Below are 26,015 nucleotides of genomic sequence, written 5' to 3' on the forward strand. Positions count from 1 at the left end.
GCGATTATTGCACAGGCATTGATGTCTATCATGGTTTATGTAATGAACCTGATTCTGAAATTTAATCCGTCTGCACAGACAGCATATGGCCTGTTCTATAAGGTACAGCAGTTTGTTCTGTTCCTTGCGTTTGGACTTCGAGATGCGATCACTCCGATTATTGCATTTGCTTATGGAATGAGAAGCAAGAAGAGAATCCAGGATGGAATCAAATATGGTCTGATCTATACGATTGCATTAATGATTCTGGGCATTGCAATCACAGAGATTTTCCCTGGGGGATTTGCGACGCTGTTTAATGCAGGGCAGTCAAGAACATATTTTATCAGTGCCATGAGGGTGATTTCTTTAAGTTTCTTGTTTGCCGGAATCAATGTTGCTTATCAGGGAATTTATCAGGCACTGGATGGTGGAATGGAATCGTTGATTATTTCACTTTTGAGACAGCTTATAATTATTTTACCACTGGCTGGGATTTTTTCTATATTCGTTAGAAATGGTCAGATGGGAGTTTCACTGATCTGGTGGGCATTTCCGATTACTGAAGTGATAGCGTGTCTGGTGGGATATGTATTTTTAAAGAAAATCAGAAAAAACAAAGTGAGTGTTCTGGAGTAAGGAGGAAGCAGAGATGGCAAAAAGAATCATTACAATCAGCAGAGAATTTGGAAGTGGTGGACGTTTTATAGGGGAAGAAGTAGCGAAGAAACTGGGAATTGCCTACTATGATAAAAATATCATCAGCCAGATTGCAGAAAAGTCTGGTTTCTCTCCGGAACATATTCAGGAGATTGCAGAATTATCACCGAAAAAAGGGATGTTTGCCTATGCACTTGCCGGGCGTGATATCACCGGAAAATCAGTAGAAGATATGGTGTATGAGGCACAGAGAAAGGTTATTTTGGAACTGGCAGATAAGGAACCTTGTGTAATTATTGGAAGAAATGCAGATTATATTTTGAAAGACAGGGATGATGTACTGAATATATTTATTCATGGAGATATGCCGGAAAAAATACAACATATCACTCGTTTATACAAGGTAGAAGAGCAGGAAGCTGTCAAAATGATGGCAGATACAGACAAAAGACGTAGGACAAATTATAACTTCTATACAGAACAGAAATGGGGAAAAGCCAGCAATTATACACTGTGTCTGAACAGCTCGCAGCTTGGATATGACAGATGTGAAGCAATCATTATAGCGTGTACAAAATAAAAATTTGCTTACCTTTTTGAAAAAAATAAAGTATAATAGGAAATGTAAAACCAAGTACAATTTACATGAAGATCAGGGGTCATTTCATTCAAATTTACTGAGTGAATGATCCCTTTTTCTATGTGATGTGTCTGTAAAATGAAAGAGAGGTAGCTATAATGAAAAGAATTAAAGCAGCTTGTATCACTCAGACATTGTGTTTTTCCAATCATGACGGAGAAACAACAGAGTATGCAAAAAAGGCGATTGTACAGGAATGTGAGAAGTATAAAGCACAGTTGGAAGAAAGTGGGACGAAGTACAAAATCTTATCAGAAAAAACAAATGAGGATGGCTCTATTGTGATTGAGATTAAGAAACAGTACAATTCTTCTCCGGTTGGTGAATATCTGAATGAAATGGTCTGAAAGAGGCATGATTGGGGCTTGCCTGAGAGTGAGTGAGACTATCGGCTTAACCTGGTCAGATGTGGATATGAAGAACCGGGAGATTCATGTAGATGGACAGCTTGTGTATTATGAAGGTGATGAAGGATATTGTTTCCATGATTCAGAAACCAAAACGGATGCAGGAATCAGAGATATTCCTATGACACAGATGGTATATGATGCGTTCCGTAAGCAGAGAGAACTGAAAATGAACCTGCCGGAAACCGTACCTGCTGTGGTATAAACCATAGGTTGTTGTCGTAAAATGTGGTAAGAAAATCAGACGAATATATTTTCCAAAAGATTTGTCGTAAAAATGTGGTCAAATCAAGAAAATGGAGTGCGAGAGCAAGTGAAAAATCCCTGTGAAGCCCGTAAAATCAAGGCTTCACACAATCTTCACAAAAGAATTAGCACTCACCTCTTGACAGTGCTAATAATAAGTGTTATATTACAACTAGAACAAAGGAAGAGGGATACAAAGAGAGGAAAGAAAGAGAAAGACCTCCGGTATCAGGACTCCACCCAAGTTCCAAAGAAACAGGTAAACAGCAAATGGTCCGGCAGCAGGAAGCACTGGACGAAGATAGAAAAGGAGCGATGACTTATGTTGATGCCTAGTATTTTTGGAGAAAACTTATTTGATGACTTTTTTAACGATTTCCCGTTCTATGATTACGATAAAGAAATGAAAAACACCGAGAAGAAACTATATGGCCGCAAAGCCAGCCATGTGATGAAAACCGATATCCGCGAAATGGACAATGGCTACGAGCTGGTTGTAGATCTTCCGGGCTTCACAAAAGATGAGGTCCAGGCAACACTGGAAAATGGTTATTTGACCATCAGCGCCGAGAAAGGCCTCGATAAAGACGAGAAAGAAAAAGAGAATGGCCGCTACATCCGCAGAGAGCGTTATGCAGGTGCCTGCAGCAGAAGTTTCTACGTAGGCGAGGATGTCACCGAAGAGGATATCAAAGCGGAGTTCAAACACGGTCTGCTGAAACTCCTCGTACCGAAGAAAGAAGCAAAACCGGCAGTTGAGCAGAAAAAGACGATCTCCATTGAGGGATAAACTTTAAAAGAATACAGCAAAACCAAAAGAGTCCGCCGCCCGGGCGTGTAAAAATTCCCGGGCGGCGGATTTCTTTTTTACAAATTACTACTTTTCGAAATACAAAATATAAGATAAAATAGAAAAATAGGAAGAAAAGAGGTGGGCCATTGCAGAAAATAAAAGAACTGATCCGGGAAGTGTATCATTATGAGAAGAAATCGGAAATTGAGACGAGATATTTAAGCAACGTGCTGCTCTGGTTCTGCCTGATGGTGTTTCTGATCAATCTGTTTAACAACAGCATGAAAAAGAACCTGGGGATCTATATCTTCTGCCTTGTGGTCTGTGTGATTGGTGTGTGGGATGCGTTTCACATCCGGAATGCGAAAAACGTGGAACTGCCGGTCAAGGTGGTGACGATTCTTCTGCTGGTATCGAGCGTTTACTGTATCTATTTCGGCGGAAACGACGGTTTCCAGAATCTTTGGTTTTTCATTGCGCCGTCGATTCTTCTGCTGCTGGTCGGACTGCCGTTCGGTGTGCCGTGCTGTGTGGGCTATGGAGGTGTCATTACGGTTCTGTTCTGGAGCACGCTGTGTGAAAAGATGGCGTATTCGTACGCCTGGGATTACCGCTTTTATTACCCGGTGTTTTACTGGTCCTTTTTTCTGCTGATGCTTGTCACCGATCTGCTGTTTAAAAAATACCGGATTGAGCAGGAGCGGGAACAGGAGGCGATGGAAGCGGAAGTGCGTGCGACGGTCGAAGAAGCACAGAAGCTGATGATAAACTCGGTGGCGGCGATCGGACGAATGATCGATGAAAAGGATAAGTATACCCGAGAGCATTCCCAGCGTGTCGCCGACTATTCGCGGCTGATTGCAGCAAATCTGAAAAGTTATGCTCCGACAGAAAAAGAACTGGATCAGATTTACCGCAGTGCGCTTCTGCACGATATTGGAAAAATTGCGATCCCGGATGCGATTCTGAAAAAGACATACCGCCTGAACGACGAGGAATACGCGATCATGAAAACGCACCCGGTGTGGGGGCGAAAGATTCTCGCCGGGCTTTCCTTCCTGCCGCAGGCGGATTACGGCGCAAGCTACCATCACGAGCGGTACGACGGCAAAGGCTACCCGGAGGGAATCCGTCTGGACGATCTGCCGTATATCGTAAGAATCATCAGCGCTGCGGACGCGCTGGATGCGATGAATTCCAACCGCTGTTACCGGAAGCAGTGCGGCCGGGATTACATCATCAGCGAGTTTGAAAAAGGCAGCGGAACACAGTTCGACCCGGAGGTGGCAGAAACGGTGATTTACCTGATTGAGGAAGGAAAGATTGAAATTCCGGAAGGAGAAAATGCGTGAAAGAATTTCTGGAAATCGTATTCTGTAAATACAAAGATCCCAAAATTGCGATGTGGATGAAAAAAGTTCTGGTACTGATTATGCTGTTGAATTTCTGTGCTGGACTTTTTTATCCAATGGAACAGAAGAAAATGGTTCTTCCGATGTTTCTGTCGATGATCGTTCTTCTTTCGGTTAACTGTGCTTTAAGCCATGGAAGAGAGTATGTATGGCTGGATACCGTGGCGTTTCTTCTTCTGATTGCGCCGAACCTGCATCTGTTTCACGACGGAAATATTGGATATTTCAGTATGCTTTACATCATTCTGTTTTCGGTGGGTGCCGTTTTCATCCTCGGAATTCGGACCAGCGTTGTGTTCAATGCGGTCTGTACGGTTTTTATCTTTTCACAGGTCAGAGGAAGCGGACTGAAACATCTGCGCGGGCTTTATGACGAAAATTTACTGCTTCGTTTTCCGTATTTATACCTGTGTATTGTCGGAATCGCGTATATTATTATGTTCTCGATCCAGAGATACTGGGTAGAGAAAGAAAAAAGCCGGCTGGTTCTGGAACACAGAATCCATGAGGAGAAAAAGAAGCTGGCGGACATGTCGCTGCATGTCATTACCTCCATGTACAGCGCGCTGAGCGCCAAAGTCCCGGAGATCGACCGCCACTGCGAGCAGACGGCATCGTACTCACGGGAAATTGCCGGACGGATGGGATGTGATGAGACGATGTGCACGAATGCCTATTATGCGGGGCTTCTGCACGAGGTCGGGGCCGTTGGACTGCCGGATGAGGTCATACAGAAACCAAGCCTGACAGAGGAGCAGTATAAAATCTATCAGACATACGTTTCCCGTGGATACAAAATTATCCGTGAACTTCAGATTGCGGACGAAGTAGCGGAAGCGGTGCTGTATCACAGGGAAAATTACGATGGAAGCGGCTATCTGGAGGGACGCTCCGGAAAACAGATTCCGGTGCTGTCCCGGATCTTAAGCGTGGCAGATTATGCGGACCGCCATGCGAGATGGGGCGAGACGGCGGAGGAGATCGGCAAAAAGCTGGAAGAGCGGAAAGGAACCCGGTTTGACCCGGAGTGCGCAGAACAGATGCGGACGATTCTGTGCGAAAAAGAGAAATAAAAAATACTTCTGGAAAAACTGCGGGAGGAGGAAATTTCAGGAAAAACAAATTGTATACAATAATATACTTGCCATTTTGGAAAAGGTTGGATAAAATAGGCGTGACAATTACAAAATGAGAGAACTCGTATCAAAAGGAGAAATCATGAAGAAAAGAAGAAGCGTCATTGCGCTGCTTTTGGTTGCAGCTCTTACTGTTGTACTTGGCGGATGCCAGGATGGCAAGGATGGGAAAGCAGATTCTTCCGATACCGCAAGTTCTCAGGTATCAACGGAATCAGCCCCGACAGGAGAACCTGTTATGGGCGGTTCTATCACGGTAGGAATTTCTCAGGACATTGAGGATAGTCTTGACCCACACAAAATGGTAGCGGCAGGAACGAAAGAAATCCTATTCAACGTTTATGAGGGCCTTGTAAAGCCCGATGAAGAAGGAAATCTGAACGATGCGGTGGCAGAAAGCCATTCGATCTCGGAGGATGGAAAGGTCTACACCTTCAAACTCCGGAACGGCGTGAAGTTCCACGACGGAACGACCGTCACTGCAGAGGATGTAAAATATTCGATTGAACGCTGCGCAGGCATAATCGGGGACGGAACACCTTTTATTGAGTCCTTTTCCAATGTGGACAAAGTAGAAATTCCGGACGAGAACACAATCGACATCTACTTAAAAGAGGCAGACACCGAGTTTCTTGCCTATCTGACGGTAGCGATTGTACCTGAGCATGCGGAAGATCTGGAAACAAATCCGATCGGAACGGGTCCGTTCCGCTATGTATCACGCTCCCCGCAGGAAAACATCATCATTGAAAAATTCGACGATTACTGGGATACGGACAATCAGGCGTATCTCGATAAAGTAACGTATCGAATTGTCAAAGACAGCAATGCAGTCGTAACGAATCTGAAATCCGGCACACTCGATATGTATGTGCGCCTGAATTCCACCCAGCTTGCACAGCTTCAGGGAGATTCTGATTTTACGATCTACGACGGCGGCATGAACCTGGTGCAGGCACTGTATCTGAACAATGCGGTGGAACCGCTCAACAATGTGAAGGTCCGCCAGGCGCTCTGCTATGCGGCAGACCGCCAGGAAGTCCTCGATATGATCGCGGACGGAAAAGGAACGATCATCGGAAGCAGCATGTTCCCGGCATTTGGAAAATACTATATGCCGGAACTGGCAGACCGGTATGAGCAGAATATTGAGAAGGCAAAAGAACTGCTGACGGAGGCCGGATACCCGGATGGATTCGAGCTGACGATCACAGTGCCGAACAATTATCAGCAGCATATCGATACCGCGCAGGTTCTGGTGGAGCAGTTTAAGGCAATCGGTGTGACCGCAAAAATCCAGCAGGTCGAGTGGGACAGCTGGCTGTCCGACACGTACGCAGACCGGAACTTCCAATCAACGGTTGTCGGCGTCGATGCAGCGTACCTGACCGGACGCGCACTGCTCGAGCGTTTTACTTCGACGTCATCGAAGAACTTTATCAACTATAACAATGAAGAGTACGATAAACTGTACCAGCAGGTAAAGGCAAGCACGGACGAAAATGAGCAGATCGAGCTCTATAAGAAGATGGAGACACTGCTCTGCGACGATGCGGCAAACCTGTATATTGAGGATATGGCGTGCGAGGTTGTTCTGCGGAATGACTTTGCGGGATATAAGTTCTATCCGCTGTATGTACAGAATATGGCTAAGATTTACAAAGTAAAATAATTACAGGGGACTCGAAAAGGCAGAGGGTAAAGAAAAAACTCTCATTCAATTGTCAAACGCTGCCGGGAGAGTCCCCTGTAATTTTTAATAGAAACCACGAAAATATGTTAGGCTTGACTTTTTTTCCGACACTGCCTACTATAGAAAAAGACAGAGAAAACGTAAGGGCTCCGCGGCGATGCAGGAGGCCTTTTTTTAAAAGAAGGGGGAACCATGACAGATTTTCTGGTAAGACGTTTTGTAAAAGATTATGAGAAAACCGACAACGCGGATGTGCGCACGAATTACGGTATTTTATCGAGTATCGTGGGAATCTGCTGTAATATTCTGCTGTTCACGGCAAAGCTGCTGATCGGTGTCGGCATGCACTCACTGGCAATCATGGCGGATGCGTTCAATAACCTCTCGGACGCGGCATCGTCTGTGATCAGTTTTGTCGGCGTGAAGATGGCAAATAAGCCGGCGGACAAAGAGCACCCGTTCGGCCACGGGCGGATCGAGTATATCGCGGCGCTGATCGTATCGTTTCTGGTCATCGAAGTCGGCTTTACGTTTTTAAAGAGCTCCTTAGAAAAAATCCGCAATCCGGAGGAGATCACATTCCAGCTGGTGCCGTTTCTGATCCTGGTGCTGTCGGTCGGTGTCAAGCTCTGGATGGCATTCTTTAACCGCAGACTTGGAAACCGTATCCAGTCGAAGGTCATGCTGGCAACCTCCGCAGATTCCATGGGGGATGTGATCACGACGAGTGCAACGATTCTTTCAACGCTGATCTGCCATTTCCTTTCCGTCAACATTGATGCAGTTGCAGGACTCGTTGTCGCCGTGCTCGTCATGTGGTCCGGCGTTTCGATTGCGAAGGACACCCTCGAGCCGCTGATCGGCCAGGGCGCCGACCCGGATCTGTATGACCGCATCATGAAAGAGGTAGCGTCCTACGACGGCATCGTCGGAACGCACGACCTGATCGTCCACAACTACGGCCCGGGCAGAAGCATGGCTTCGATCCATGCGGAGGTGCCGCGCGATGTCGATATTGAGGTATCGCACGATATCATCGACCGTATTGAGCATGAAGTCGGCGCGAAGCTGGGAATCCTGCTGGTCATCCACATGGATCCGGTGGAGATCCACGATGCGGCGGTTCTGGCGACGAAAGAGAAAGTCAGAAACGTGATCGCGATTCTTGATCCGGAGCTTTCGTTCCACGATTTCCGCATGATCAACAGACCGGAACGCAAAAAACTGATTTTTGATCTCGAGATTCCCTATTCCTATAAGAAGAAAGACTGCGACCGCGTGATCGGACAGATCGGGGCGCTGATGAAAGAAATGGATGAGAAATACGAGTGTGTCATCAATATCGACAAGAGTTACGTGGCCGCAGAGCAGCGGCTGAATGACAACTCTAAATAGTCGGCTTTTTCAGTTTTTTGAAAAAAATAAAAAAATTTCAAAAAAGGTGTTGACTTTTCCCTTGCGATAGTGTATTATACATCTTGTCGCAAGGCAATGGGCTATCGCCAAATGGTAAGGCAACGGACTCTGACTCCGTCAGTTCCTGGTTCGAATCCAGGTAGCCCAGCTCATTGAAAGGTCTCAGGTCTCGTACCTGAGACCTTTTTCGATGCTCAAAAACAAATACAGCAGGAGGAACGAAACGATGAAGTATTCCTTTACGAGCAGAATCCGCTACAGCGAAATCGGTGAAGACGGAAATCTCACCCTGCCGGGGCTGATCAATTACTTCCAGGACTGCAGTACCTTCCAGTCAGAAGCGATCGGCGAGGGCGTTGCGGAGCTCAAAAAACGAGGCTGCGCCTGGGTGTTGTCCGCGTGGCAGATTCATGTGCGCCGCTATCCATCCCTCGGTGAAGCGGTAAAAATCACCACATGGGCGAGCGGCTTCAAAGGATTTCTTGGCATGCGTAACTTCACGATGGAAATAGAAGACGGCGAAATGCTCGCCTGTGCCAACTCCATCTGGTCTTACGTCAATATGGAAACGGGCCATCCCGTCCGCGCACCGAAAGAGACGACAGACGCCTACGGCATCGACGATCCGATCGACGAGGATTTCGGCGGGCGCAAAGTGAAAATGCCGGAAGCTGATTTCATCGGCGAACCGTTCCCGGTGCGGCCGCACAACCTCGACACGAATCACCACGTCAACAACGCACAGTTCATTTCCCTTGCCGGCGAGTGCCTTCCGAAGAACTTCACCGTGCACCGGATGCGCGCCGAATACAAACAGCAGGCGCACCTCGGTGACGTCCTGCATCCGCTGCGCGCCGAGACGGAAAACGGCTGTTTTATCTCGCTGAACGATGAAAAAGGACAGCCATACGTAGTTGTGGAATTTCAATGATTGTGGTACAATCGGAAAGAATAAGATACGATACGAACGTAATAAACACAATGAGGAAAGGGGAATTTGCCATGAGAGCGCAGAACCTTACACTGTTAACCGATTTATATGAACTTACTATGATGCAGGGCTACTACGAGAATCCGTCCGATCAGATCGTGGTATTTGATGCATTTTACAGAAAAAATCCATGCGGCGGAGCGTACGCCGTATGCGCAGGACTGGAGCAGGTAATCGAGTATGTCCGCGATCTTCACTTTTCACCGGACGACATCGACTATCTCCGTTCCCTCCATATTTTCAACGATGATTTCCTGGAGTATTTAAGAGGCTTCCATTTCACCGGAGACATCTATGCGATTCCGGAAGGAACCGTCGTATTCCCAAGAGAACCGCTCTTAAAAGTTGTCGCTCCGATCATGGAAGCACAGCTTGTAGAGACCGCGATTCTGAACATGATCAACCATCAGAGCCTGATCGCCACAAAGGCATCCCGCGTTGTTTATGCGGCAAAGGGCGACGGCATCATGGAGTTTGGACTCCGCCGTGCACAGGGACCGGATGCCGGTATCTACGGCGCGCGTGCTGCCATGATCGGCGGCTGCATCGGAACCTCCAATGTCCTGACCGGACAGATGTTTGACGTTCCAGTCAAGGGAACTCACGCACACAGCTGGATCATGAGCTTCCCGGATGAATACACCGCATTCAAAACGTATGCAAAAATGTATCCGGAAGCCTGCATTCTTCTTGTAGACACCTACGATGTTCTCGAATCCGGTGTTCCGAATGCGATCCGCGTCTTCAAAGAGATGAGAGCAGAGGGCTTACCGATGAAGGGCTACGGTATCCGCATCGACAGCGGTGACCTGGCTTACCTGTCGAAAAAAGCATATCAGATGCTCGAGGCAGAAGGTTTCGGCGATGCCATCATTTCCGCATCGAGCGACCTCGATGAGTACCTGATCGACAGCCTGAAAACCCAGGGTGCGAAGATCAATTCCTGGGGCGTCGGTACCAATCTGATCACATCCGGTGACTGGCCGGCATTCGGCGGCGTTTACAAGCTGGCAGCAGCAAAAGATAAAGATGACGCAGAATTCACACCGAAGATCAAGCTGTCCGAGAACTCCGAGAAAGTAACAAACCCGGGCAATAAGACGATTTACCGTATTTATGATAAAGAAACCGGAAAGATCCGTGCCGACCTGATCTGCCTCGCAGACGAGACCTTCGACGAGAGCAAAGACATGATCATCTTCGACCCGATCGAGACCTGGAAAAAGACGAAGATCAAAGGCGGAACGTACACCTTACGCGAGCTCCTCATTCCGATTTTCCAGAAGGGCGCATGCGTCTACACCTCTCCATCCGTCATGGAGATCCGCGACATCTGCACCAGAGAGAAAGATACCCTCTGGGAGGAGTCCAAACGTCTGGTCAATCCGCATGAGGTTTACGTGGATCTGTCCGACAAGCTGTACCACATCAAGAGCGACCTGCTCGAGGAGATGAGCATGAAGGCTCTCGACGAGCAGTAAGATAGAGAAAGGGAATTCAATGTTAAATATAGGAAGAAAGCAAAAGCTGGTAGTAGTAAAGAAAGTAGAGTTCGGTATTTATCTTGGGGAGACCCGGGAAGCGGGTGAGAAGGAGCGCGTTCTTCTGCCGATCAAACAGGTGCCGGAAGGAACAAAAGAGGGAGATGAGCTGGAAGTATTTCTGTACCGCGATTCCAGCGACCGTCTGATTGCGACAACCAGAGAGCCGAAGCTGGTGCTTGGAGAGCTGGCTGTCTTAAACGTAGCTGCTACCGGAAAGATCGGAGCATTTCTGGACTGGGGTCTGGAAAAAGATCTGTTTCTTCCGTTTAAACAGCAGACCCGCCGCCTCCATACAGGTGATGAGGTTCTGGTTTCCCTCTACATCGACAAGAGCGACCGTCTCTGCGCAACGATGAAGGTTTACCATTTCCTGAAGACCAATTCTCCGTACGTCGTAGGCGATACCGTAAAGGGAAGAATCTACGAGATCAGCGGAAATTTCGGCGTTTTCGTTGCTGTAGATGACCGCTACTCCGGCCTGATTCCAAAGAGAGAAGCACAGGCAGATTATCACGTCGGCCAGGAACTTGAGTGCCGCGTCACCGAAGTCAAAGAGGACGGAAAACTTTCCCTGTCCGCACGCGGAAAAGCGTACGAGCAGATCGCAATCGATGCAGAGAGCGTTCTTTCTGTGATCGAGGAATTTGCAGGCGTCCTTCCGTTTGATGACAAAGCATCACCGGAAGTGATTCAGAGAGAATTCGGCCTCAGCAAAGCAGCATTTAAGCGCGCGGTCGGCCACCTGATGAAAGAAAAACAGGTTGTCATCCGCGACGGTAAAATCTGGACGGCAGAAAAAGCAAAATAAGAAAAAATCGGGCACTGGACAGGAAGCACATCCTCTCCGGTGTCCGTTTTTTTTGTATCAGACAGCAGATAAAATTCTGAAATTTTTTCTGCGCCCGGTTTGCGGTTGCGCGAAGAAAGGATTGCGCTTATAATTGATCTATATGAAAAAAGGACATAGGATCTGATGGAGAGCGATGAAGAAAAAGAAAAGTAAGAAAAAAACATCTTTTATTTCCAAAACCGCAATGACGGTTTTGACGATCATTCTGATTATTCTGTTTTTCTGCATTATGTCGATGGTCGAGAAAATACAGGGAACGGCCCGCGTTGTCAATTATGCCGGTCTGGTACGCGGAAAAACGCAGCGGATTATCAAGCTGGAAGATGCGGGAGAACCGCAGGATACGATGATTGCAGACGTCAACGCCTATATCGACGGTCTGCGGAACGGAAGCAGCGAGCTGGCTCTGGTGTGCCTGGATGACCGGGATTTTCAGGATAAGATGACCGAGCTGGCAGCGTATTTTGAAGATCTGAAGGCAGAGATTCTGCTGGTGCGCGAAAAAGGATATGAGAACACCGCGATTATCGAAAAGAGTGAGACCTTTTTCAAAATCTGTGATGAGGCGACGGGCCTTGCGGAGGCGTATTCGCAGAGAATGGCGTTTTCACTGAAGAAGCTGGAGCAGGTGGTCGTAGGAGATATCATCGGCCTGGTGTTTGTCATCGGCCTGGAGCTGGTCAAGGCCGTCCGCTATGCGGCGATGAACCGTATTCTGCAGAAGAAAGTCTATCTCGATGAGGCGACGGGCCTGCCGAATAAAAATAAATGCGAAGAGATTCTGGAGGGAAGCGACGGCGGAGAAGAAATTTCCGGCGTGTATGCGGTCTGCGTATTTGACCTCAATAATCTGCGCACGATCAACAACAGTCTTGGCCACGATAAGGGAGACGAATATATCCGTTCCTTTGCCGTTCAGCTTCGAAAAGCAGTCCCGGAGGAGTATTTCGTCGGAAGAAACGGCGGAGATGAGTTTCTTGCCATTCTGCGCGGACTGAACCGCGAAGAGGTGGAAGCGTGCATGAATCACATCCGCACGCAGACGGCAGAATATTCCCGCCAGCACCCGGAGATGCCGATCAGCTACGCCGGAGGCTACGCACTGTCCACGGAATTTGAAGACTGTGATATCCGGGAACTGTTCCGTCATGCGGACCAGAACATGTATATCGACAAAAACCGCGCGAAGATGGAGGAAGCCGCCGCAGAGCGGAAGATCAGCCTGGAAGCGCTGGATGTTGTAAAGAAAAAGGGATACCATTTTTCCAACTGTATTTACTGCAATGCCAGACAGGACCAGTACCGGATTCTGCGCGCCGTTTCGGGCTTTTTCCTTGCCGGGGACGGCAGCTATACCGGTGCGGCCGAGCAGATTGTGCAGGTCATCACGGACGAGGAAAAGAGAAAGGAAATGCGCAGAATGCTGGATCTTACCCATCTGAAGGAGTGTTATCAGAAGGGCGAAGAGAGTGTGGAAGTTCTGTGCGAGTACCGGGAGGGCAGCGGAGGCGGAGCGCTCTGCCGGGGAAAAGTCACCATCCTGTTCTATGACGCGGCCGAAGATGGCGGACTGCACCATTTTCTGATGGGCTTTGAGCGGTTCCGCTCCAATGAGGAAGCTGCTCGGAATGAAAAAGAACAGCTCGACCAATACTATGAACAGATGAAACAGTCGATCATTGAAAACAGCCACTACGCCGAGGCGCTTCTCGAGACGGCCGAGGCTGTGTTCGCCGTTGATCTGACGAATGATTCGCTGGAGCAGATTTTTTACCACAGCGAGCAGAAGAAATTTGACCTCAATATAGATCTTCCGTGTTCCTACGAGAAATACTGCGGGGAATGCAGTGCGTTTGTCGCGGAGGAGACATTGGAATCATACCGCATTGTGGATTCTTCGAAAAAACTGTTGCAGCGCTTTGAAAACGGAGATAAGCAGGTAGTCGTGGAGTATCAGGAAACAGATGAGTCCGGCAGAAGAATATGGTTGCAGAAGACGGTTCTTATGTCACAGGATACCGTCTACGACCGAAAGACAAAGCGGGAGAGCGTTGTGGTACACGGCATGATCCTTTTCCGTGATACGTCAGAGTTCCACAGCCGGGAAGAGAGGGAGAAGATACAGCTTCAGGATGCCTTTAGAGCTGCAGACAGTGCAAGTCGTGCAAAAACAGAATTTATGAACCGCATGAGCCACGATGTGCGCACGCCGATCAATGGCATTATGGGCATGCTGGATATCATCCGCAAAAACCGGCAGGATGAGGCAAAAGTGGACGACTGCCTCGATAAAATCAATCTTTCCGCAAGCCATCTGCTGGCACTTATCAACGATGTGCTCGATATGAACAAGCTGGAGTCCGGAAAAGAGACGATCGAGAGTGTCTCTTTTGACCTGACGCATCTGATGGATGATGTGGCATCCCTTGTCAATGCGCAGATTACGGAGATGGGCATTACCCACCGTACGCACCGCGGTGAGCTGACGCACACGAGACTGATCGGCAGTCCGCTGCGCCTGCGGCAGATTATGCTGAATCTCTTCAGCAACGCAATCAAGTACAACAAGCCGGGCGGAACGATCGATACGTATGCGGGCGAAGTCTCCTGCGACGGAACCCAGGTTGTCTACGAGTTCCGTATTACGGACAGCGGCATCGGAATGAGCAGCGAATTTATCGAAAAAGAGCTGTTCCATCCGTTCACACAGGAGAAGTCCGGTGCGAGAACGCAGTACAGGGGAACGGGCCTTGGCATGTCGATCGTCAAAGAACTGATCGAAAAAATGCAGGGCACGATCGAGGTAACGAGCCAGCAGGGCGTCGGAACGATGTATGTATTCCGGCTTCCGTTTTACATCGACTGCGAGGGACAGCGGATTCAGGAAGTAAAGACACGGATCGCAGGAAAAGAGCTTGTCCGCGTCCACGTTCTGCTTGTCGAGGATAATGAGATCAACATGGAAATCGCCGAGTTTTACCTGACCGATCACGGTGCGGCGGTGGAAGAGGCATGGAACGGCCGCGAGGCGGTTGAAAAGTATGCGGCGAATCCGCAGAAATTTGATGTGATTTTAATGGATCTGATGATGCCTGTGATGGGCGGCCTTGAGGCAGCGCGGCAGATCCGCGCTATGGAGCTTCCGGAAGCAAAACAAGTCCCGATCATCCCGATGACGGCGCAGTCTTCCGAGGAGAGCAAAGAGGAGTGCCGCGCAGCGGGCATGAACAGCCATCTGACCAAGCCGATCGAGCCGGACAGCCTGGTGCAGACGATCTTGGAGACAACGGAACATGCCTTTGAAAAATAGAGGAGACAACGATGAGTTTTACGCATTTACATGTACATACCGAATACAGCCTTCTGGACGGCTCGAACAAGATCAAAGAGTACGTCGCCAGAGTCAAAGAGCTTGGCATGAACAGCGCCGCGATCACCGATCACGGCGTCATGTTCGGCTGTATCGATTTTTATAAAGAAGCCCGCGCGCAGGGCATCAAGCCGATCCTCGGCTGTGAGGTTTACGTGGCGCCGGGTTCCCGTTTCGACCGCGAAACCAGCCGCGGAGAGGACCGGTACTACCATCTGGTTCTGCTGGCGGAAAATAATACGGGCTATTCCAATCTGATGAAGATTGTTTCGGCGGGCTTTATCGATGGATTTTACTATAAGCCGCGTGTCGACATGGAGATTCTGGAAAAGTATCACGAGGGCATTATCGCGCTTTCCGCCTGCCTTGCAGGTGAGGTGGCGCGTGCGATGGTGCGGAACCAGTACGAGATGGGAAAAGAGGCCGCACTGCGGTATGAGAAGATTTTCGGAAAAGGCAATTTCTTCCTGGAACTGCAGGATCACGGCATCCCGGAGCAGCGGATGGTCAATCAGCAGCTGATGCGCCTCTCGGCAGAAACCGGCATCGAGCTGGTGGCGACGAATGATATTCACTACACGTACGCAGAAGATGCGGATTCCCACGATATTCTTCTGTGCCTGCAGACCGGAAAGAAAATCACGGATGAGGACCGCATGCGCTACGAGGGCGGCCAGTATTTTGTGAAATCCGAGGCGGAGATGGCATCCCTCTTTCCATATGCACCGCAGGCAATCGAAAATACACAGAAAATCGCCGACCGGTGTAATGTGGAGATCGAATTTGGTGTCACAAAACTTCCGAAATTCGATGTGCCGGAAGGCTACACTTCCTGGGAATACTTAAATAAGCTCTGCTATGACGGCCTCGAGGAGCGGTATCACCCGGCAACGGATGAACTGAAAGCGCGTCTGAAATATGAGCTTGATACGATCAAAACGATGGGCTACGTCGATTACTTCCTGATCGTGTGGGATTTCATCAAATTTGCGCGCGACCATGATATTATGGTCGGACCGGGACGAGGATCGGCGGCCGGAAGTATCGTTTCCTACACCCTTGGCATCACACAGCTGGACCCGATGCGGTACCAGCTCCTGTTCGAGCGTTTCCTGAACCCGGAACGAGTTACCATGCCTGATATCGACGTGGATTTCTGCTTCGAACGCCGCCCGGAGGTCATCGACTATGTAACCAGAAAATACGGCAAGGACCGCGTTGTACAGATCGTTACATTCGGTACACTGGCGGCGCGCGGTGTCATCCGCGATGTCGGCCGTGTGCTGGATCTGCCGTATGCACAGGTCGATTCGATCGCGAAGATGATTCCGAATGAGCTGAATATCACGATCGACAAGGCACTGCAGATGAACCACGAGCTGCGGGAGCTGTACCAGGGCAATGAAGAGATTGCACATCTGATCGACATGTCACGGAGACTTGAAGGTCTGCCGCGCCACACGTCGATGCACGCCGCCGGTGTTGTCATCGGCTCGCGTCCGCTGGTGGAATTTGTGCCGCTCTCGCGAGGAAGCGACGGAACGATCGTCACGCAGTTCACGATGACGACGCTCGAGGAACTGGGACTTCTGAAAATGGACTTTTTGGGACTGCGGACCCTGACCGTCATTCAGAATGCGACAAAGCTCGCAGAGCGTTACAGCAATAAGAAAATTGATCTGCTTCACATTGATTACAACGATCCGAAGGTACTTGGTATGATCGGTGCGTCGAAAACGGTCGGTGTGTTCCAGCTCGAGAGTGCGGGAATGAAAAATTTCATGAAGGAGTTAAAACCGCAGAGCCTCGAGGATATCATCGCCGGAATTTCCCTGTACCGGCCGGGCCCGATGGACTTTATTCCGCAGTACATCAAGGGCAAGAACAACCCGGAATCCGTTACGTACGATACACCGCTCTTAAAGCCGATTCTGGAGCCGACGTACGGCTGTATCGTCTACCAGGAGCAGGTTATGCAGATTGTACAGGCACTGGCGGGCTATTCGCTTGGACGGGCCGATCTGGTGCGCCGTGCGATGTCGAAGAAAAAGGCATCCGTTATGGAAAAAGAGCGCCAGAATTTCGTTTACGGAAACGAGGCCGAGGGCGTGCCGGGCTGTATCAAAAACGGCATTGATGAGAAGACAGCGAACAAGATCTACGACGAGATGATCGACTTCGCGAAATACGCCTTCAACAAGTCCCATGCGGCGGCGTACGCGTTCGTATCGTACCAGACGGCATGGCTGAAATACTATTACCCGGTTGAGTTCATGGCGGCTCTGATGACCTCCTGCATCGATAACCCGGGAAAAGTCGCAGAGTATATCTTGAGTTCCCGCCAGATGGGCATTTCCATTCTGCCGCCGGACATCAACCGAAGCGAAGGAAAATTCACGGTGGACGGCCAGGCGATCCGCTATGGCATGGCGGCGGTCAAAGGCATCGGAAAGCCGGTCATGGAGGCGATCGTGGAGGAGCGGAGTGCAAACGGTCCGTTCCGCTCGTTAAAGGATTTCGCGGAGCGCCTGAGCGGAAAAGAAGTCAACAAGCGGACTGTCGAGAACTTTATCAAGGCGGGCGCATTCGACTGCTTCGGCGTGACGAGAAAGCAGCTCATGTTCGTCTACGCCAATGTGCTCGATGATGTGGCGCGCGAGAAAAAAGATTCGTTAAGCGGCCAGATGAGTCTGTTTGACTTCGTAGATGAGACGACCAAACGGTCGTATGAAACGGTGTACCCGGATGTCGGAGAATACGAAAAGAGTGATCTTCTGGCGCTCGAAAAAGAGGTGCTCGGCATCTACGTCAGCGGTCATCCGCTCGAGGAGCAGGAGGAGTGCTGGCGGAAGAATATTTCCGCGGTAACGACGGACTTCCAGCCAGATGAGGAGACGGGTTTCCCATCCGTCACCGACGGCGCGAAAGAGATTGTCGGCGGCATTATCACGGATAAAAAAATCAAATATACAAAGAATAACAAGACAATGGCATTTCTCACACTCGAGGACCTCGTCGGCAGTATGGAAATCGTCGTATTCCCGCGCGATTACGAGAAAAACGCAGCGATGATGCAGACCGATGCGCGTGTCTTCATCCAGGGCCGTGTTTCCGCGGAGGATGACAAGCCGAGCAAGCTGATCTGCGAGAAGATTTTCCCGTTTGCAGGCATCCCGAAAGAGCTCTGGATCCAGTTCCCGGACAAGGAGACGTACGAGAGGGAAGTGGCGGATCTGTACCAGATGCTGCGTGAATCCGACGGCAAGGACAGCGTGATTCTCTACATCAAATCGATTAAAGCGATGAAAAAACTGCCGCCGAGCCGCAATGTGCAGGCGGATGCCCGTCTGGTGGAGTCGCTTCGCGCAAAATTCGGTACCGGAAACGTGAAAGTTGTAGAAAAGAGTATTGAAAAAAGGGCCTGAATGCTTTAAAATAAAACTGTGTGTGATTAATAAATAAAACTACTCGTTTATTAATGTGTGTGATGAGATGGAGGAATTCATATGGCAACGACTAACAAGGTAAAGACAATCGGAGTGCTTACCAGCGGTGGTGATGCACCAGGTATGAACGCAGCGATCCGTGCAGCCGTAAGAAGAGGTCTGCAGAAGGGCGTTCAGATGAAAGGTATCCTGAAAGGCTACGACGGACTGATGAACGAAGAAATCATCGACATGACAGCCCGCGATGTATCCGACACCATCGAGCGCGGAGGTACCATCCTTTATACCGCCCGCTGCGCAGAGATGCGTACACCGGAAGGCCAGAAACGTGCTGCAGATGTCTGCAGAAAACACGGCATCGACGGACTGGTAGTTATCGGCGGAGACGGATCTTTTGCAGGAGCGCAGAAACTGGCAGCTCTTGGAATTAACACCGTAGGTGTACCGGGAACCATCGACCTGGATATCGCCTGCACAGAATATACCATCGGTTTTGATACCGCGGTAAATACCGCAATGGAAGCCATTGATAAAGTAAGAGATACTTCCACTTCCCATGAGAGATGCTCGATCATCGAGGTTATGGGACGTAATGCCGGATATATCGCTCTGTGGTGCGGTATCGCAAACGGCGCAGAGGATATTCTTCTTCCGGAGAAATACGATTACGATGAGCAGAAGATCATCAACAACATCATCGAGAACCGTAGAAAAGGCAAAAAACATCATATCATCGTAAATGCTGAGGGCATCGGCCATTCCACCAGCATGGCGCGCAGAATCGAAGCTGCAACCGGCATCGAGACCCGTGCAACGATCCTTGGACATATGCAGCGTGGAGGAAGCCCGACATGTAAAGACCGTGTATATGCGTCCATCATGGGTGCTTACGCAGTTGACCTTCTTCTGGAAGGCAAAACAGACCGCGTTGTTGCATACAAGAACGGTGAGTATGTAGATTACGATATCGATGAGGCACTGGCCATGACAAAGACTCTGCCGGAATATCAGTGGGAGATCGCAAGAGCTCTTTCTTATAACTATACGAAATAAAAAAAGTATCACGAAACAGACTGTTTTTAGCAAGCAGTCTGTTTCGTTGCTCTGCACATCAACAATTGGTCCAGTGGACCAATTTTGAGTGGTATAATAGCGGGAATAAAAATGTTTCCGCGGACGGAATAGAGAGACAAAATAAAAAAACAGGAGGAACTTAACAATGGTTACCTGGAACAATCTTGATAAACTGGCTTCTTTTGAGGAGCTGAAAAAAGTGGAGCGTGTCAATCTTGCCGAGGTGATGTCCGGCGAAAACGGAGCAGAGCGCGTAAAATCTTACAGCGTTCCGATGGCAGAAGGACTTGCGTATAACTACGCAGCAAAACAGGTGAATGAGGATGTCCTTGCCGCACTCGTAAAACTGGCAGAAGAGGCACAGCTTTCTGAAAAATTTGAGGAGCTTTACAACGGTGCTGTCATCAACACCGGAGAGAACCGTCTCGTGCTTCATCAGCTGACCCGCGGCCAGCTCGGAAACACCGTTACGGCAGACGGCGTAGACAAACGTGCTTTCTACGTAGAGCAGCAGAACCGCATCGCAGAGTTCGCGAACAAAGTACATGCAGGTGAGATCACCAACGCAGCAGGTGAAAAATTCACCACCGTTGTGCAGATCGGTATCGGCGGAAGCGACCTTGGCCCGCGTGCGATGTATCTGGCTCTGGAAAATTGGGCAAAGAAAAACGGCTGCTTCAAAATGGAAGCAAAATTCATCAGCAACGTTGACCCGGATGACGCAGCAGCTGTTCTGAATTCGATCGATGTAGCACATTCCATCTTCGTTCTGGTATCCAAATCCGGAACCACACTGGAGACTCTGACCAACGAGTCCTTCGTAAAAGACGCTCTGAAAAATGCAGGCCTGGATGCATCCAAGCACATGATCGCCGTTACCAGTGAGACTTCTCCGCTGGCAAAGAGCGACGACTATCTGGCAGCATTCTTCATGGATGACTACATCGGAGGCCGTTATTCTTCCACATCCGCAGTCGGCGGCGCTGTTCTGTCCCTGGCATTCGGACCGGAAGTATTCGCAGCATTCCTCGAGGGCGCTGCAGCAGAAGATAAACTTTCTGCAAACAAAGACGTATTACAGAACCCGGAGATGCTCGATGCGCTGATCGGTGTTTACGAGAGAAATGTTCTTGGCTATCCAGGCACTGCAGTTCTTCCGTACTCCCAGGCACTGAACCGTTTCCCGGCTCACTTACAGCAGGTAGATATGGAGTCCAACGGTAAATCGGTCAACCGCTTCGGCGAGCCGGTCAATTACCCGACCGGTCCGGTTCTCTTCGGTGAGCCAGGTACCAACGGACAGCATTCCTTCTATCAGCTGCTGCATCAGGGAACTGATATCGTTCCGTTGCAGTTTGTAGGCTTCCGCAATAACCAGATGGAGACCGATGTTGACATCCAGGGCAGCACCAGCCAGCAGAAACTCTGCGCAAACGTAGCAGCTCAGATCGTTGCATTTGCCTGCGGTAAAGCAGATGAGAATAAAAACAAAAACTTCGAAGGCGGCCGTCCGTCCAGCATCATTATCGGAGATCAGGTAAATCCGAAGACGCTGGGAGCACTGCTTGCACACTTCGAGAATAAGATCATGTTCCAGGGATTCCTGTGGAATGTAAACAGCTTCGACCAGGAAGGCGTACAGCTTGGTAAAGTTCTTGCAAAACGCGTTCTGGCTCACGAGACAGACGGAGCACTGAAAGTATTCAGCGATCTGCTCAACATCTAAGAAGTTTAAATCAGAAAATTTAAGATATGAAAAGGCGGCATACCGGATTTTCTTTCTGAAAATTTCAGGGGGAAAACGGTATGCCGCCTTTTTTATTACTATATTATGGGGTTATCCCAGCTTCGCCGGAAGCGACGAGGACACTGTGGACTGATGCTCCTGCCGGAACTGCCGCGGGGTGATCTGATACCGTTTTTTGAACGTACGGATCAGGTGGCTGCAGTCTGCAAAGCCGGTCTCGGTCGCAATAAAGTTCAGGTCATAATCGGTAAAGAGTAGCAGGTTCTCAACCTTGTTCAAACGGATAAATTCGATATACTGCTTGCAGCTCTGCCCGTAATGCTTCAGAAAGAGTTTGGCAAAGTACGAATAGCTCATGTTGTATTTGTGTGCCAATGCCTCGATATTGATGTTTTCCTGGGAATGACGGTCAATATAGACGAGGATATCCTGCATACTCTGTTCCTCACCTTCGGAAATCGATTCGAGATTGAAACAGATTCCCTGGCAGTGCCAGGTACGCAGGAGACGGAGAAACAGTGTGGAAAAGAGAGAATAGATATAGGCATCATAACCGTATTTCTTCTCATGGGACTCCTTCTCAAGGGTTACAAAAAAATCATGGAGATTCAGCCCCGGGAGATCTTCCTGCGTAAATAAAAGCGAAGGATAGGTCATCGCGGCGATTTTATGGAAAGCAAAGCTCAGATTTGGAAGGTAGCTCCCGGTGAGCTGGATGCGGTTCAGGTTGAATTTGATACAGAAATAGCGGAATGGCCGGTCATGATCTGCAGCAAGTGCGTGAATCGTCTGCGGAGGAAACAGCATGAAGGAGCCCGGTTTCATATGGTAGACGGAATCGTTGCAGCTCACAAGAAGAGATCCTTCCAGCAGATAAAGAACTTCCGTAAAGTAGTGCCAGTGGGATTCAACCGGCATGGAAAAGGTGTCGGAACAGCAGGAAAAGGCTTCAATCGGCGAGTGCAGGATGTCGCTGTATTCAAAAAGATTCTTCAACGGAAAAGTCCCCCTTCAGGTAAAAAATATTCAGTATTTTTCTGGGAATATCAGTTTCGGAAAAATAGAAATGTTCTATTTTTGTACAGTCGCATTATATCATATCTAAATGAAAATTGATACAATGGCGAAAGCATTTGAAAGAGAAAAATGCAGAAACCTTTTGATTTTCAGAAGATAAGGGGGGATATGAAAAAATGAAAAGCAGCACAAAACCATTCCCGAAAACCAAAATCCAATGGCTGTGGGAAAACATGGAAGGAAAGCGTGCGCTGTATCTGATCGGCATGATCGGAACGGTATTATATAACGTTCTGCAGCTTACGATTCCATATTTTTCGGGAAAAATTGTTGACCTGTTTCTGACAGGTGAAAATGCAGTGCAGAATCTGCAGACACACCGGGATCTGTTTTACCGCCTGCTGATTGCGATGATTGGCTTCACGTTTCTGCGTGTCGTTATTGTCTACGGCAGCTGTATGATTTACGAGCACGTATCACAGAGCGTCCTGTACCGGGTGCGGAATTACCTGTATGACAAAATCCAGCGGCAGGATATGACGTTTTACAGCACGTACCGTACCGGCGATTTGATGACGCGTCTGACCGGAGACCTCGATGCCGTCCGCCATATGGTCGCATGGGTCATCCGAATGGTGATTGAGTCGTTCTCCCTGTTCGCGGCAGCGGCCATTTTTTTCCTGTACACGAACTGGAAGCTGGCACTCTGCATACTTGTGATTTCGCCGTTCGTATTCTGGATCATCTACCTGTTCCGCAACCGCGTAGCGCCGATGCATGCGGCACTGCGTGAAAAGCTGGCGCAGATGAACACCTGCGCGCAGGAGAATATCTCCGGAAACCGCGTCGTCAAAGCGTTTGCAAGAGAAGAGTACGAGATCGGGAAATTCGACCGCGCCAACACGGATTACGCGGAGACAAACAAAGCAACCGCGATGGTATGGCTGAAATTCTTCCCGTTTGTCGAGAGTATCGCTAACCTGATGCCGGTTGTCCTGCTGGCAGTCGGCGGTGTCTTTATGATTAAGGGCCAGCTGACCATGGGTGATTATGTGGCATTCTCCGGCCTCATCTGGGCAATCGCAAACCCGATGCGCCAGATGGGAAATATCATGAACGAGTTCCAGCGGTTCTCGGCGGCTTCAAAAAAAGTCATGGAGCTGTATTACTCCGAGGCGAAGATCAAGGACGAGGAAAATGCAGTGGCACACCCGGAACGCTTCGAGGGAAAAATCGAGTTCGACAACGTTTCGTTCCAGTATGAGGACGGTGATCTGCCGGTTCTGCATAACATTTCGTTTACGGTTAACCCGAATGAGACCGTGGCGATCATGGGAGAGACGGGATGCGGAAAGACATCCCTCATCAACCTGATTCCGCGTTTCTACGAGCCGACGGAAGGCCAGATCCGCATCGACGGTATTCCGGTGGAAGATCTGAAGCTGTATGACCTCCGGAAACACATCGGACTTGCGACGCAGGATGTCCTGCTGTATTCTGATACGATCGAGGGCAACATTGCTTACGGCGATGACTCGATCAAGATGAATGAGGTCATTAAATTTGCAAAATATTCTGCCGCGGCAGACTTTATTTCGAAGATGCCGGAGGGCTATGACACTCTGGTCGGTGAGCGCGGCGTCGGTCTTTCAGGCGGCCAGAAGCAGAGAATTTCCCTGGCGAGAGCGCTGGCCATTCGTCCGTCGATCCTGATTCTTGACGACACGACATCGGCCGTCGATATGGAGACGGAAAAACAGATCCAGCATTCCTTACGAGAACTGGATTTCCCGTGCACGAAAGTTATCATCGCGCAGCGAATCTCCACCACAAAGACGGCGGACAAAATTATCGTGCTGCAGAACGGTTACATCAAGGAGATGGGAACGCACGAAGAGCTGATGGAAAAGAAGGGCTATTACTACGAACTGGTGAAACTGCAGACCGGTGTGGATGAACTGTAGGAGGGGGAAGCAATGGCAAAAAATACATACAAGCAGGATGAAGTGCTCGAAGAACCTTTTGACATCAGACACTTACTCCGGGCATCATCTTATATTAAAAAATATGCGGGCCGGATGGTTGTGGCGATTCTCTTAAGCGGCATCGGTGGCGCGTTCGGCTACGTTGCGCCGATGATTATCCAGCGGGCACTGGACCTTGCGATTCCGGACAAAAACGAGAAACTTCTGTTTTCTCTGGTCGGAATGCTCGTCGGCATCTACATCGTCAGCGTCATTTTCACGACGATCCGAAGCCGTATCATGGTGGATGTCAGCCAGAATATCATCTACGATATCCGAAAAGACCTGTTTGAGCATCTGCAGGAGCTGCCGTTCCAGTATTACGACGACCGTCCGCACGGCAAAATTCTGATCCGTGTGGTCAACTACGTCAACTCGGTATCGGATATGCTTTCGAATGGACTGATCAACATTGTACTGGAGTGTTTCAATCTGCTGTTCATCGTCATTTTCATGTTCCTGGTCGATGTGCAGATGGCGCTCGTCGTTCTCTGCGGCGTGCCGGTGCTGTGCGTGTTCATGGTCTGGATCAAGAATAAACAGAGACGGGCATGGCAGGCAGTTTCAAATAAGAACTCGAACCTGAATGCGTATCTGCAGGAAAATATCGTCGGAGCCCGTATTACGCAGATCTTTGCGAGAGAGGATGAAAATGCGGAGATTTTCAAGGATCTTTCACAGGACTGCCGCAGAACGTGGAACACGGCGGTACGCTATTCCAACCTGGTATGGCCGGGCATCGATTCCATTTCCGTCTGCGTGCGCGCGGCAATCTTTTTAGCAGGCCTTGTGCTGTTCGGACAGGGCAGCAAATCGCTCGGTACCATCGTGGCGATTTCCAGCTACGCATCGTACTTCTGGCAGCCGATCATGAACCTCGGAAATATCTTCAACAACTTTATCAACAACATCGCTTACCTGGAGCGTATCTTCGAGACAATGGACGAGCCGGTAACAGTAAAGGATGCCGAGAATGCTGTGAAAATGCCGGAGATCCGCGGTGAGGTGACGTTTGACCATGTCAACTTCTCGTACGATGAATCGAAGCAGATTTTAAAAGACGTTTCGTTCACGGTAAAACCGGGCGAGAGCGTGGCGCTCGTCGGACCGACGGGAGCCGGAAAGAGTACGATTGTCAATCTGATCTCGCGGTTCTATAATGTCAACGGCGGCCGTGTCCTGATCGACGGCCAGGACATCTCGCAGGTGACGATCCATTCCCTGCGTGAGCAGATGGGCATTATGATGCAGGACAGCTTTATTTTCTCGGGAGACATTGAGGACAACATCCGTTACGGAAAACTCGATGCGACACTGGAGGAGATTGTCAATGCGAGCAAAACCGTCTGCGCGGATGAGTTCATCAGCAAAATGCCGGACCGCTATCAGACCGAGGTGCGGGAGCGCGGCTCCATGCTGAGCCAGGGCCAGAAACAGCTGATTTCGTTTGCGAGAACGCTGCTTTCGGATCCGGCGATTCTGATTCTCGATGAGGCGACCTCAAGCATCGACGTACAGACCGAGAAAGCACTGCAGACTGGCCTCAATGCGATGCTGAAGGGCAGAACAT

Annotated in this window: 19 protein-coding genes and 1 tRNA gene; 19 read left to right on the plus strand and 1 reads right to left on the minus strand. The window is 49.4% G+C overall.

Features of this window, described 5'->3' with window-relative positions; translation table 11 throughout:
- From ACY2VW_RS10485 to ACY2VW_RS10565, 17 genes are all read left to right on the plus strand, one after another.
- Positions 1 to 618, plus strand: a 618-nt coding sequence (locus tag ACY2VW_RS10485; protein WP_461878029.1) for an MATE family efflux transporter, incomplete at its 5' end; no start/stop codon positions are given.
- A gap of 13 nt (positions 619 to 631) precedes the next feature.
- A complete protein-coding gene (locus tag ACY2VW_RS10490) occupies positions 632 to 1,219 on the plus strand; it encodes a cytidylate kinase-like family protein (RefSeq protein ID WP_461878030.1) in 588 nt (195 codons plus the stop codon).
- Positions 1,220 to 1,377: 158 nt separating this feature from the next.
- Positions 1,378 to 1,626, plus strand: a complete 249-nt coding sequence (locus ACY2VW_RS10495; protein WP_461878031.1) for a hypothetical protein — start codon at positions 1,378 to 1,380, stop codon at positions 1,624 to 1,626.
- A 7-nt stretch (positions 1,627 to 1,633) separates the two neighbouring features.
- Positions 1,634 to 1,891, plus strand: a complete 258-nt coding sequence (locus tag ACY2VW_RS10500; protein ID WP_461878044.1) for a tyrosine-type recombinase/integrase — start codon at positions 1,634 to 1,636, stop codon at positions 1,889 to 1,891.
- Positions 1,892 to 2,254: 363 nt separating this feature from the next.
- Positions 2,255 to 2,722 carry an Hsp20/alpha crystallin family protein gene (locus ACY2VW_RS10505; protein WP_444271135.1) on the plus strand — a complete coding sequence of 156 codons (468 nt, stop codon included), beginning with the start codon at positions 2,255 to 2,257 and terminating at the stop codon, positions 2,720 to 2,722.
- 149 nt (positions 2,723 to 2,871) lie between these two features.
- Complete coding sequence (locus ACY2VW_RS10510) at positions 2,872 to 4,077, plus strand: HD-GYP domain-containing protein (RefSeq protein WP_461878032.1); 1,206 nt, start codon at positions 2,872 to 2,874, stop codon at positions 4,075 to 4,077.
- Positions 4,074 to 5,210 carry an HD-GYP domain-containing protein gene (locus ACY2VW_RS10515; RefSeq protein ID WP_461878033.1) on the plus strand — a complete coding sequence of 379 codons (1,137 nt, stop codon included), beginning with the start codon at positions 4,074 to 4,076 and terminating at the stop codon, positions 5,208 to 5,210. The genes ACY2VW_RS10510 and ACY2VW_RS10515 overlap by 4 nt, the downstream gene beginning before the upstream one ends.
- A gap of 145 nt (positions 5,211 to 5,355) precedes the next feature.
- On the plus strand, positions 5,356 to 6,945 hold the full coding sequence (locus tag ACY2VW_RS10520) for an ABC transporter substrate-binding protein (protein ID WP_461878034.1): 1,590 nt from the start codon (positions 5,356 to 5,358) through the stop codon (positions 6,943 to 6,945).
- A gap of 213 nt (positions 6,946 to 7,158) precedes the next feature.
- Complete coding sequence (locus tag ACY2VW_RS10525; RefSeq protein WP_461878035.1) at positions 7,159 to 8,361, plus strand: cation diffusion facilitator family transporter; 1,203 nt, start codon at positions 7,159 to 7,161, stop codon at positions 8,359 to 8,361.
- A 97-nt stretch (positions 8,362 to 8,458) separates the two neighbouring features.
- A tRNA-Gln gene (locus ACY2VW_RS10530) sits at positions 8,459 to 8,530 on the plus strand.
- A gap of 78 nt (positions 8,531 to 8,608) precedes the next feature.
- Positions 8,609 to 9,313 (plus strand): acyl-[acyl-carrier-protein] thioesterase, encoded by a 705-nt coding sequence (locus ACY2VW_RS10535; RefSeq protein WP_461878036.1) that lies wholly within the window; start codon positions 8,609 to 8,611, stop codon positions 9,311 to 9,313.
- 71 nt (positions 9,314 to 9,384) lie between these two features.
- The gene (locus ACY2VW_RS10540; protein ID WP_461878037.1) at positions 9,385 to 10,854 is read left to right on the plus strand and encodes a nicotinate phosphoribosyltransferase; all 1,470 of its coding nucleotides are present in this window, start codon (positions 9,385 to 9,387) and stop codon (positions 10,852 to 10,854) included.
- A gap of 19 nt (positions 10,855 to 10,873) precedes the next feature.
- Positions 10,874 to 11,725, plus strand: a complete 852-nt coding sequence (locus ACY2VW_RS10545) for a CvfB family protein (RefSeq protein ID WP_461878038.1) — start codon at positions 10,874 to 10,876, stop codon at positions 11,723 to 11,725.
- A 175-nt stretch (positions 11,726 to 11,900) separates the two neighbouring features.
- Complete coding sequence (locus tag ACY2VW_RS10550; protein ID WP_461878039.1) at positions 11,901 to 15,077, plus strand: response regulator; 3,177 nt, start codon at positions 11,901 to 11,903, stop codon at positions 15,075 to 15,077.
- Positions 15,078 to 15,088: 11 nt separating this feature from the next.
- Positions 15,089 to 18,562: a DNA polymerase III subunit alpha gene (locus tag ACY2VW_RS10555; protein WP_461878040.1), complete on the plus strand. Its 3,474-nt coding sequence runs from the start codon at positions 15,089 to 15,091 to the stop codon at positions 18,560 to 18,562.
- 81 nt (positions 18,563 to 18,643) lie between these two features.
- Positions 18,644 to 19,636, plus strand: a complete 993-nt coding sequence (pfkA, locus tag ACY2VW_RS10560) for a 6-phosphofructokinase (RefSeq protein ID WP_461872991.1) — start codon at positions 18,644 to 18,646, stop codon at positions 19,634 to 19,636.
- Positions 19,637 to 19,802: 166 nt separating this feature from the next.
- On the plus strand, positions 19,803 to 21,383 hold the full coding sequence (locus ACY2VW_RS10565) for a glucose-6-phosphate isomerase (protein WP_461872990.1): 1,581 nt from the start codon (positions 19,803 to 19,805) through the stop codon (positions 21,381 to 21,383).
- Between the two features lie 111 nt (positions 21,384 to 21,494).
- Here the strand turns inward: ACY2VW_RS10565 and ACY2VW_RS10570 are convergent, their stop codons facing one another.
- Entirely contained in the window at positions 21,495 to 22,400 is a 906-nt protein-coding gene (locus tag ACY2VW_RS10570) for a helix-turn-helix domain-containing protein (RefSeq protein WP_461878041.1), read from the minus strand.
- 197 nt (positions 22,401 to 22,597) lie between these two features.
- Here ACY2VW_RS10570 and ACY2VW_RS10575 point away from each other — a divergent pair, with 197 nt between their 5' ends.
- Both ACY2VW_RS10575 and ACY2VW_RS10580 read left to right on the plus strand, forming a co-directional pair.
- Positions 22,598 to 24,385: an ABC transporter ATP-binding protein gene (locus ACY2VW_RS10575; RefSeq protein WP_461878042.1), complete on the plus strand. Its 1,788-nt coding sequence runs from the start codon at positions 22,598 to 22,600 to the stop codon at positions 24,383 to 24,385.
- Between the two features lie 12 nt (positions 24,386 to 24,397).
- Positions 24,398 to 26,015: ABC transporter ATP-binding protein (locus tag ACY2VW_RS10580; RefSeq protein ID WP_461878043.1), on the plus strand; the 1,618-nt coding region annotated here is incomplete at its 3' end.

It is taken from the genome of Fusicatenibacter sp., assembly GCF_977045365.1.

Coding starts and splice junctions, on each gene's coding strand:
- ACY2VW_RS10490 (WP_461878030.1), top strand. CDS start 632: ATGGCAAAAAGAATCATTACAATCAGCAGAGAATTTGGAAGTGGTGGA.
- ACY2VW_RS10495 (WP_461878031.1), top strand. CDS start 1,378: ATGAAAAGAATTAAAGCAGCTTGTATCACTCAGACATTGTGTTTTTCC.
- ACY2VW_RS10500 (WP_461878044.1), top strand. CDS start 1,634: ATGATTGGGGCTTGCCTGAGAGTGAGTGAGACTATCGGCTTAACCTGG.
- ACY2VW_RS10505 (WP_444271135.1), top strand. CDS start 2,255: ATGTTGATGCCTAGTATTTTTGGAGAAAACTTATTTGATGACTTTTTT.
- ACY2VW_RS10520 (WP_461878034.1), top strand. CDS start 5,356: ATGAAGAAAAGAAGAAGCGTCATTGCGCTGCTTTTGGTTGCAGCTCTT.
- ACY2VW_RS10525 (WP_461878035.1), top strand. CDS start 7,159: ATGACAGATTTTCTGGTAAGACGTTTTGTAAAAGATTATGAGAAAACC.
- ACY2VW_RS10535 (WP_461878036.1), top strand. CDS start 8,609: ATGAAGTATTCCTTTACGAGCAGAATCCGCTACAGCGAAATCGGTGAA.
- ACY2VW_RS10540 (WP_461878037.1), top strand. CDS start 9,385: ATGAGAGCGCAGAACCTTACACTGTTAACCGATTTATATGAACTTACT.
- ACY2VW_RS10545 (WP_461878038.1), top strand. CDS start 10,874: ATGTTAAATATAGGAAGAAAGCAAAAGCTGGTAGTAGTAAAGAAAGTA.
- ACY2VW_RS10550 (WP_461878039.1), top strand. CDS start 11,901: ATGAAGAAAAAGAAAAGTAAGAAAAAAACATCTTTTATTTCCAAAACC.
- ACY2VW_RS10555 (WP_461878040.1), top strand. CDS start 15,089: ATGAGTTTTACGCATTTACATGTACATACCGAATACAGCCTTCTGGAC.
- pfkA (WP_461872991.1), top strand. CDS start 18,644: ATGGCAACGACTAACAAGGTAAAGACAATCGGAGTGCTTACCAGCGGT.
- ACY2VW_RS10565 (WP_461872990.1), top strand. CDS start 19,803: ATGGTTACCTGGAACAATCTTGATAAACTGGCTTCTTTTGAGGAGCTG.
- ACY2VW_RS10575 (WP_461878042.1), top strand. CDS start 22,598: ATGAAAAGCAGCACAAAACCATTCCCGAAAACCAAAATCCAATGGCTG.